A 6425-nucleotide genomic window follows, 5' to 3' on the forward strand; every position below is an offset into this window, starting at 1 on the left:
GGACTGAGCGACCTCGCCGGCCTGCGTGTCCTGGTGGTCGAAGACGAGATGATGGTCTCGATGCTGATCGAGGACATGCTCCAGGACCTGGGCTGCAAGGTGGTCGGGCCCGCCTCCCGGCTCGACGAGGCGATCGAACTCGCCAACAGCGTCGAGCTCGACTGCGCGGTGCTGGACGTCAACCTCGGCGGCCAGCCGATCTTCCCGCTGGCCGACCTGCTGCGCGAGCGCGGCGCCCCCTTCGCCTTCGCCACCGGCTACGGCGACGCAGGCCTGCGCGAAGCCGACAGGGGCTCCCCCGTCCTGCAGAAACCCTTCCGCGAAGGCGACCTCGCCCGCATCCTCGGCGAACTGCTGCCGCGGGTGGGGTAGGGCCAGCGGCCGTCATCGCGGTTGCAGCAGAACCGCACCCACGGCCGCCATCGCGGTTTGCGCAGCAGAACAGCACCACGGCTGTCATCCCGGTTTGCGAAGCAAGACCGGGACCCATGAACACCAGATCTCGCAGGTTGGGCGCGGCCGAACCATCGTCCCCGGCCACCGCACGAATGGATCCCGGACAGCCGCTGCGCGACTTCCGGGACGACACCCCCAACAGCCCCCCTTTTCCTCCCCTGCGCAGCGGGGGAGGGGGACCGCCCGAAGGGTGGTGGAGGGGGCGAGCCGCAAGCTCGGCACCAGCCGCCGCCCCCTCCACCGGCTGCGCCGGTCCCCCTCCCCCATCACGATGGGGGAGGAAAAGATCCCGACAGTCCCGCTCGCAGGCCCTACAGCCCCTTCGCCATCAACCCCGCCAGCACCTTGTCCGGCGTCATCGGATAATCCCGCAGCCGCACGCCGGTGGCGTTGTAGATGGCGTTGGCGATCGCCGCCCCGGCCCCGGCGATGCCCAGTTCGCCGACCCCCTTGATGCCCATCGGATTGGCCTTGTCGTCGGCCTCCTCCAGGAACATCGAGTCCAGGTCGACGATGTCGGCATGCACCGGGACCAGGTACTCGGCCATGTCCTGACTGGCGAACGAGCCGAAGCGCGGATCGACGGCGTTGGACTCGGTCAGGGCCGCGCCCACGCCCCAGATCATCCCGCCGGTGATCTGGCTCTTGGCGGTCTTGGCGTTGAGGATCCGCCCGGCCGCGAACACCCCGAACATCTTCCGCAGCCGCACCTCGCCGGTCACCTGGTTCACCCCAACCTCGGCGAAGTGGGCGCCGTAGGTGTGCTGGGAATAGTCGCGCGCGTCGGCCGCCGGCGAGATCGAGCCCTCGACATAGACCCCATCCGGCGCGGGGCGGGCGACCAGGGCCGCCAGCGTCTCGCTGCGGTTCTCGATGGCGATGTTCCCGTTCTCGAAGGTCACGTACTCCGCCGGCCCGCCATAGAGCGGCGAGCGCGGATCGCCCACCGCCAGCTCGGTCAGCGCCCGGCGCAGGTTCATCCCGGCCTCGAACGCCGCCGATCCGGCCGTCGCCGCCCCGAACTGCCCGCCCGAGCCGGGCGCCGGCGGGAAGTCGGAATCGCCGATCTCCACCTTCACCTGCTCCAGCGGCACGCCCAGGGTCTCGGCGGTGATCTGCGCCAGGATGGTGTAGGTGCCGGTGCCGATGTCGGTCATGCCCTGGCGCAGGGTGATCGTCCCATCGGCGTCGATCCGCACCCCCGCCTTGGCCGGCAGCAGGAAGTTGCCGCGGATCGCCGCGGCCATGCCCATGCCGACCAGCCAGCGCCCGTCGCGCATCTGGCCCGGGACCGGATTGCGCCGCGCCCAGCCGAACCGCTGCGCGCCCTCGGTCATGCAGCGCACAAGTTGGCGGATCGAGAACGGCTTGCCGGTCTCCGGGTCGACGTCCGGCTCGTTGCGGATGCGCAGCTCGATGGGGTCCAGGCCCAGCTTCTCGGCCAGCTCGTCCATCGCGCATTCCAGGCTCAGCATCCCCGGCGCCTCGCCCGGCGCCCGCATCGGCCCGGCGTGCGGCAGGTCCATCCGCACCAGCCGGTGCCCGGTCAACCGGTTGGGCGCGGCATAGAGGTTGCGCGAGAAATTGGCCGCGTGCTCGGTGAAGGTCGCCGCCCGCGCGCAGTGCGTCGTCGCCTCGACCGCGAACGCCGTCAGCCGCCCGGTCTCCTCCGCCCCCAGCCGCACGCGCATGCTCACCGCCGGGCGGTGGATGGTGCCGTGGAACATCTGCTGGCGGGTGTAGGCCACCTTGACCGGCCGCCCCAGCGCCCGCGCCGCCAGGGCCGAGAGGACCAGGTCGTCATAGGGCTGGCCCTTGCCGCCGAACCCGCCGCCGATATAGCGGGTCATCAGGTGCACGTCGCTGGACGGGATCGCCAGGGTCTCGGCCAGGGCGTGCTGGCCGCCCTTCACCATCTGGATCGAGGTGTGGACGGTGACCTTGTCGCCCTCCCACCAGGCGATGGTGGCGCAGGGCTCCATCTGCACGTGGTTCTGGATCGGGCTGAAATAGGTCTCGTCGATGGTCACCGGCGCGGCGGCGTAGGCGCCGGGGAAGTCGCCGATGTGCACGTCCTCCTCGTCCGGCGGCAGGGTCGCCTGGTCGAAGCTGGCGGCGAAGTCGACCACCGCCGGCTCGGCCGCGTATTCCAGCTTCACCAGGTCGGCGGCGGCGCGGGCGTTCTCGAAGGTGTCGGCGACCACGAAGGCCACGCTCTGCCCGAAATATTCGACGCGGTCGCTGGCCAGGGCCGGGTTCGAGGCCCGCTGGCTGCGCGGATTGGCCCGCGTCCCGCGCGGCGCCTGGGCCGGCGCGTTCAGGTGCGTCCAGACCAGCAGCACGCCCGGCGCGGCCTGCGCCGCCGCCGTGTCGACCGACGTCACCCGCCCGCGCGGGATCGCGGCGGTCACCAGCACCCCGATCGCCGGCGGCGAAGGGGCCGGCGTGTCATAGGCGTAGGGCGCGGTCCCGGTGACCTTCAGCGCCCCTTCGTAGCGGTCGACGCCCTTGCCGATCGTCCCGCCGCGGTTCTCGGTGACGGGGTTGGGCTGGGCCCAGTCGCGAACGGAGGTCATCGCGCGCTCCCGGCGTCTTCGATGGTCGCGGCCGCCAGGCGGCGGACCAGGGCGATCTTGTGGGTCCGGCCGTCGTCGGCGTCGGCGCCGGCCAGCTCGGCCGCCGCCGCCTCGGCGGGGCTCGCGCCCGCCTCCAGCGCCGCCTGCGCCTTCGCCGCGCGCCAGGGCTTGTGCGCCACCGCGCCCAGCGCCACCCGGTTCCCGGCCACCGCCACCATGGCCAGGCCGTGGGCGTAGGACGCCCGGTCGCGGACCTTGGCGTAGGCCTGCCCGCCCGGCGGGGGCGGCGGCAGCACCACCGCGGTGATCAGCTCTCCGGCCGCCAGGTCGGTCTCGATCTGCGGCGTCGATCCGGGCAGCCGGTGCAGCGCCTCGACCTTGATCGTGCGCGTGCCGCCGTCCGGGGTCATGGTCTCGACGCTGGCGTCCAGCGCGGTCAGCGCCACGGCCATGTCCGAGGTGTGGGTGGCGATGCAGGCCTCGCTGGCCCCGAAGATCGCCCCATAGCCGGTCGGCCCGCCCAGGGCGCTGCACCCCGATCCGGGCTGGCGTTTGTTGCAGGGCTTGGTGGTGTCGTAGAAATAGTCGCAGCGGGTCCGCTGCAGCAGGTTGCCCGCCGTCGTCGCCTTGTTGCGCAACTGGCCCGAGGCCCCGGCCAGGATCGCCCGCACCAGCACCGGATAGCGCTCGCGCACCTGCGGATGCGCCGCCAGCTTGGCGTTGGTCATCGCCCCGCCGACCCGCAGGCCGCCCGCCCCGGTCTCCTCGACCCCCGCGAACGGCAGCCGGCCGACGTCGACCAGGTGGGTCGGCGCCTCGATCTCCAGCTTCATCAGGTCCAGCAGGTTGGTGCCCCCGGCCAGGAACCTCGCGCCCGGGTTCTCGGCCACCGCCTTCACCGCCGCCTTGGCGTCGGCGGCGCGCTCGTAGGTGAAGGGCTTCACGCCGGTTCTCCGGCCAGGTCGCGGATCGCCGCCAGGATCTGCGGATAGGCCGAGCAGCGGCAGATGTTCCCGCTCATCCGCTCGCGGATCTCGGCGTCGGTCAGCGACACCCTCGCCGTCAGGTCGGCGGTCTCCTTGCTGGCCCAGTCGTCGGCCGCCTCCTGCAGCATGCCGACCGTCGAGCAGATCTGCCCCGGCGTGCAGTAGCCGCATTGCAATGCGTCGTGCTCCAGGAACGCCTGCTGCACCGGATGCAGCGCGCCCGGCTGGCCCAGCCCCTCGATGGTCGTCACCTGGTCGCCGTCGTGCATGGCCAGGATCGACAGGCACGAATTGATTCGCACCCCGTTGACCAGCACCGTGCAGGCGCCGCACTGGCCGTGGTCGCAGCCCTTCTTGGAGCCGGTCAGCCCCAGGTGCTCGCGCAGGGCGTCCAGCAGCGTGGTCCGCGGATCGACGTCCAGCGTCCGCGCCGTCCCATTGACCGTGATCGTCGTTCGCATCCCCACCTCCCCTGATGTGAGTGCTCACATACGGCCAGACTACGCCGTCGCGATACGAACGTTCAAACGCTCGTTCCGGTCCGTGGCCGCGTTCTAGCCGTTTTCCCCAGGCGCCAGCGCCTTCAGCGACAGCGCATGCACCGGCCCGGCCAGTTCCTCGGCCAGAACCTTGTAGACCAGCCGCTGGCGCACCACCTTGGACGCTCCGGCGAAAGCCGCGGACTCGATCAGCACGTTGAAATGGCTTTCCCCGCCCGGCGTGGCGCCTGCATGACCGGCATGCCGGTCGGAGTCGTCCTCGACCTCCAGGCGGGTGGGCGAAAACGCCGCGGTCAGCTTGTGTTGGATAGCCTCAAATATGGCGCCCATCGGATCGATGTTCAATTCTTGAAAGGGACTTTGGGAGCCTCATACTTGGGCCATGGCCGGCGCGTTTCAATACAAGCCTAAGTTCGTCGATATCCGCGTGCGTCCCCCCGCTTCGGAGGAGGAGGCCGCGCGCAACGACGACGTCTTTGCGCTGAAGCCCGGCGAGCGGGCTTGCGACCATCCGGGCTGCCGGGCGGTGGCGACCGCGCGCGCGCCCAAGTCGCGCGAGATGCTCAACGAGCACTACTGGTTCTGCCAGCCGCACGCGGCCGAGTACAACAAGCAGTGGAACTTCTTCGCCGGCATGAGCGAGGGCGAGATTCGCGAGCGCCAGGCCCAGAGCGCCACCGGCGACCGGCCGACCTGGCAGTTCAAGGCCAGCAAGTTCTCGCGCGAGGCCGCCTCCGCCGCCCACAACTTCGCCAAGGGCGAAGGCTACGCCGACCCCTTCAGCCTGTTCGGCGCCGGCTCCCACCCCCAGCCCAAGGCCGAGACCGCCATCGGCCGCCGCCTGGGCAAGATCGAGCGCCACGCCCTGGCCGACCTCGACCTCGACGAGGACGCCGACGGCCCGACCATCCGCGCCCGCTACATCGAGCTGGTCAAGCGCACCCACCCCGACTCCAACGGCGGCGACCGCTCGGCCGAACACAAGCTCCAGCGCGTCATCAAGGCCTACCAGGCCCTCAAGAAAGCCAAGATGGCCTGACGGCCGGCGCCTGGGCGGCGCCCGCGGTCAGGGGCGCCGCTTGGCTGGCCGCTCGACCAACTCGTGCACGATCCCGCCCGGCGCGCGGAACGCCGCATAGGCCAGCCCCGCCTCTGCGTTCCAGGCCGGCTGCGCGTGCAGGAACTCCACGCCCTTGGCGGCCAGGTCCGCCATCGCCGCCTCGATCGCCTCGACCTCGAAGCTGATGACGCTGGCGCCGTCGGCGCCATGCTCGGCCTCGGGCGCCGGCCGCGCGCAGCCGAAGACGTGCAGCACCTGGCCGCCCAGGTCGAACACCAGTTGGTTCTCGAACCGCTCGGCCAGCGTCAGGCCCAGCATGTCCCGATAGAACCCCAGCGCCGCCTCCAGGTCAGGCGTCATCACCAGCGCCGGGCCGAGTTTCATAATCGAAGCTCCCAAAAGTTGCTCCCCCGGCGGGGGAGCATCTAGACCGGCGTCTCATCTGGCCGCGGCGGCCGGGCATAGGCGATCCATTGAGGGTCGCTGACGCCGAGCTTGCGGTAGTTCTCCCTCGCCTCGGACAGCGACACGTCGTTTGCGCCGCCGGGAAAGTTCGGATCCCGCGATTGCACCTGATCGTCGGTCCAGCAGCAAACAGGACAGCCCTCATGGCCGTCCTCCCAAGGAGAGAACTTCAACGTCGCGCACCCGCAGCACGCGCAGGGCCACGACGGCGTCCTTTCGGTCTCGGCAGTCATCGTCCGAGATTACTGCGAGCCGCCGTCGCGCGACCAACCCAAACTGTCATCAAGTCAGTTGAGCTTTTGCGGCGGGGCCGCGCCTCATTCGTCCGGCACGGCGCGAATGGGTCCCGGACAAGCCCTGCGGGCTTTCCGGGATGACACGG

The 6425-nt window shown here is 70.8% G+C and carries 8 protein-coding genes; 2 read left to right on the top strand and 6 right to left on the bottom strand.

The features are described from left to right. Nucleotides 1-3 precede the first annotated feature (3 nt). Complete coding sequence (locus tag RTL41_RS19885; RefSeq protein ID WP_312166991.1) at nucleotides 4-372, top strand: response regulator; 369 nt, start codon at nucleotides 4-6, stop codon at nucleotides 370-372. A 395-nt stretch (nucleotides 373-767) separates the two neighbouring features. On the opposite strand, the gene RTL41_RS19890 is transcribed toward RTL41_RS19885, so the two are convergent. The 4 genes from RTL41_RS19890 to RTL41_RS19905 form a co-directional block, all read right to left on the bottom strand. Beyond that, entirely contained in the window at nucleotides 768-3032 is a 2265-nt protein-coding gene (locus tag RTL41_RS19890; protein WP_312166980.1) for a xanthine dehydrogenase family protein molybdopterin-binding subunit, read from the bottom strand. Next, nucleotides 3029-3976, bottom strand: a complete 948-nt coding sequence (locus RTL41_RS19895; protein WP_312166981.1) for an FAD binding domain-containing protein — start codon at nucleotides 3974-3976, stop codon at nucleotides 3029-3031. Before RTL41_RS19895 ends, RTL41_RS19890 begins: the two co-directional genes overlap by 4 nt. Then, nucleotides 3973-4479 (bottom strand): 2Fe-2S iron-sulfur cluster-binding protein, encoded by a 507-nt coding sequence (locus tag RTL41_RS19900; protein WP_312166982.1) that lies wholly within the window; start codon nucleotides 4477-4479, stop codon nucleotides 3973-3975. Before RTL41_RS19900 ends, RTL41_RS19895 begins: the two co-directional genes overlap by 4 nt. A 93-nt stretch (nucleotides 4480-4572) precedes the next feature. Then, the gene (locus tag RTL41_RS19905) at nucleotides 4573-4848 is read right to left on the bottom strand and encodes a BolA family protein (RefSeq protein WP_312166983.1); all 276 of its coding nucleotides are present in this window, start codon (nucleotides 4846-4848) and stop codon (nucleotides 4573-4575) included. Between the two features lie 52 nt (nucleotides 4849-4900). Here RTL41_RS19905 and RTL41_RS19910 point away from each other — a divergent pair, with 52 nt between their 5' ends. After that, complete coding sequence (locus RTL41_RS19910; RefSeq protein ID WP_312166984.1) at nucleotides 4901-5557, top strand: J domain-containing protein; 657 nt, start codon at nucleotides 4901-4903, stop codon at nucleotides 5555-5557. 27 nt (nucleotides 5558-5584) lie between these two features. Here RTL41_RS19910 and RTL41_RS19915 read toward each other — a convergent pair whose 3' ends face one another. Continuing rightward, nucleotides 5585-5962: a VOC family protein gene (locus RTL41_RS19915; RefSeq protein ID WP_312166985.1), complete on the bottom strand. Its 378-nt coding sequence runs from the start codon at nucleotides 5960-5962 to the stop codon at nucleotides 5585-5587. Between the two features lie 41 nt (nucleotides 5963-6003). Next, nucleotides 6004-6276: a CPCC family cysteine-rich protein gene (locus RTL41_RS19920; RefSeq protein ID WP_312166987.1), complete on the bottom strand. Its 273-nt coding sequence runs from the start codon at nucleotides 6274-6276 to the stop codon at nucleotides 6004-6006. Nucleotides 6277-6425 lie beyond the last annotated feature (149 nt).

The organism is Phenylobacterium sp. (assembly GCF_031984885.1).
Classification (GTDB): Bacteria; Pseudomonadota; Alphaproteobacteria; order Caulobacterales; family Caulobacteraceae; genus Phenylobacterium.

Excerpts from the sequence above, each read along its gene's own strand:
- RTL41_RS19890 (WP_312166980.1), bottom strand. The coding sequence starts at position 3,032 with ATGACCTCCGTTCGCGACTGGGCCCAGCCCAACCCCGTCACCGAGAAC.
- RTL41_RS19920 (WP_312166987.1), bottom strand. The coding sequence starts at position 6,276 with ATGACTGCCGAGACCGAAAGGACGCCGTCGTGGCCCTGCGCGTGCTGC.
- RTL41_RS19915 (WP_312166985.1), bottom strand. The coding sequence starts at position 5,962 with ATGAAACTCGGCCCGGCGCTGGTGATGACGCCTGACCTGGAGGCGGCG.
- RTL41_RS19910 (WP_312166984.1), top strand. The coding sequence starts at position 4,901 with ATGGCCGGCGCGTTTCAATACAAGCCTAAGTTCGTCGATATCCGCGTG.
- RTL41_RS19900 (WP_312166982.1), bottom strand. The coding sequence starts at position 4,479 with ATGCGAACGACGATCACGGTCAATGGGACGGCGCGGACGCTGGACGTC.
- RTL41_RS19905 (WP_312166983.1), bottom strand. The coding sequence starts at position 4,848 with ATGGGCGCCATATTTGAGGCTATCCAACACAAGCTGACCGCGGCGTTT.